2 protein-coding genes are annotated in these 1,752 nt (G+C 75.9%); one reads left to right on the top strand and one right to left on the bottom strand.

Annotation, left to right across the window (positions count from 1 at the left end; translation table 11 throughout):
- Window positions 1-36 precede the first annotated feature (36 nt).
- Window positions 37-1,239 carry a D-alanine--D-alanine ligase family protein gene (locus N866_RS18125; protein ID WP_081802806.1) on the top strand — a complete coding sequence of 401 codons (1,203 nt, stop codon included), beginning with the start codon at window positions 37-39 and terminating at the stop codon, window positions 1,237-1,239.
- A gap of 15 nt (window positions 1,240-1,254) precedes the next feature.
- On the opposite strand, the gene N866_RS18120 is transcribed toward N866_RS18125, so the two are convergent.
- A partial coding sequence (locus N866_RS18120; protein WP_342668451.1) for a DUF3515 family protein occupies window positions 1,255-1,752 on the bottom strand: 498 nt, incomplete at its 5' end.

Raw genomic sequence — 1,752 nt, 5'->3', positions numbered from 1 at the left:
CCGGCGGCCCGGAGGTGCCCGGTAGGGTCGGGCGCGATGGACGCCACACCCGCCCCCCGCCCCGACACCCTCCCCGGAACCCCCGGCGCAGCGGTGGACACCGCCGTCGACGACGGGACGGCCCCCCGGCGCCCGCGGGTCGCCGTCGTCTTCGGCGGCCGCTCCGGGGAGCACGGCATCAGCTGCGTGACCGCGTCCGGCGTGCTGCGCGCCATCGACCGCGACCGCTACGACGTGGTGCCGATCGGCATCACGCGCGCGGGCCGCTGGGTCCTGGGAGCCGACGACCCGACCCGGTGGTCGATCACCGACGGTCGCCTCCCCGAGGTCACGGACGACGACGCCGGCGCGGCCGTGGTCGTGCCCCTGGCGACCGACGACAGCGAGCTGCTCGGCCTGCCCGCGGACGGGGCGGCGCGGTCGCTCGGTCACGTCGACGTGGTGCTGCCGCTGCTGCACGGGCCGTACGGCGAGGACGGGACCATCCAGGGGATGCTCGACCTGGCCGGGATCCGGTACGTCGGCGCCGGCGTGCTCGCGTCGGCGGTCGGCATGGACAAGCACTACATGAAGGTCGTGCTGGAGGGCCACGGCATCCCCGTCGCCCCGTACGTCGTCGTGCGCCCCGGTCGGTTCGCGGCCGACCCGGCGGGCGTCACCGCCGAGGTCGAGCGGCTCGGCCTGCCCGTGTTCGTCAAGCCCGCGCGCGCGGGCTCGAGCCTCGGGATCACACGCGTGGCGGACCTCGCGGACCTCCCCGACGCGCTGCGCGTGGCGGCGGAGCACGACCCGAAGGTGCTGGTGGAGGCGGGCGTCGTCGGCCGCGAGATCGAGTGCGCGGTCCTCGGAGGACGGGACGGGGCTGGTCCGCGGACCTCGGTCCCCGGGGAGATCGTCGTCGTCGACCCGCAGCACGCCTTCTACGACTTCGAGGCCAAGTACCTGGACGAGGCGGGTGTGGTGCTGCGCTGCCCCGCGGACCTGCCCGCGGCGGTCGAGGCGCGGGTGCGCGAGCTGGCCGCGGCGACGTTCGAGGCGATCGGGTGCGAGGGGCTCGCGCGCGTGGACACCTTCGTGACCGAGGGCGGCGAGGTGCTCGTCAACGAGATCAACACCATGCCGGGGTTCACGCCGTTCTCCATGTACCCCCGGATGTGGGAGGCCTCGGGCCTGGCCTACGCCGACCTCATCGACGAGCTCCTCCAGCTCGCGCTCACCCGGACGACCGGGCTGCGCTAGAGGTCCGGGCGACCCTCACAGGCACGCCCGGGTCTGCTCGACCCTCGCGACGGCCGGGCCCAGGTCGAGGATGAACGACGTGCTGCTCGTCTCGGCGACCGCGGCGGGCACGACGACCTCGACCGCCGGGACCCGGCCGTAGGTCGTGAACCGCCAGGCGCCGTCGGGCGTCTCGTCGCCGGGGATGCTGATCCAGTCGACGCTCGTCTCGCCGTCGTCCGCGTTGACGCAGCGGTCCGTCGTCGGGCCGGGCGGCTCGACGCCGCACCGCAGGACCACGGGGTCGGCCGGGTCGCCCCACGCCACGGTCGCCTGGCTCGTGGTGCTGCGGCGGGGGAACTCGCCCAGGTCGCGCGGCAGGGCGAGTACCACCTCGGCGCACAGCGGGTCGGCCGCGTAGGGCGCGACCTCGACGGGCACCGCACCCGTGCACCCGGCGAGCGTCCCCGCCGCGATGACCGCGACGGCCGGGACGCGGAGGCGGCGCGAGGAGCGCGCCTGCCGGGGGACGTC

Origin of the sequence: Actinotalea ferrariae CF5-4, assembly GCF_000603945.1 — a bacterium.
In the GTDB taxonomy this organism is placed as follows: Bacteria; Actinomycetota; Actinomycetes; order Actinomycetales; family Cellulomonadaceae; genus Actinotalea; species Actinotalea ferrariae.
The sequence above is the reverse complement of the archived record's forward strand: the minus strand, read 5'-3'. Positions and strand labels throughout refer to the sequence as shown.

Bases quoted from the DNA above. Each gene is read 5' to 3' on its own strand.
- N866_RS18125 (WP_081802806.1), top strand. From the start codon at position 37: ATGGACGCCACACCCGCCCCCCGCCCCGACACCCTCCCCGGAACCCCC.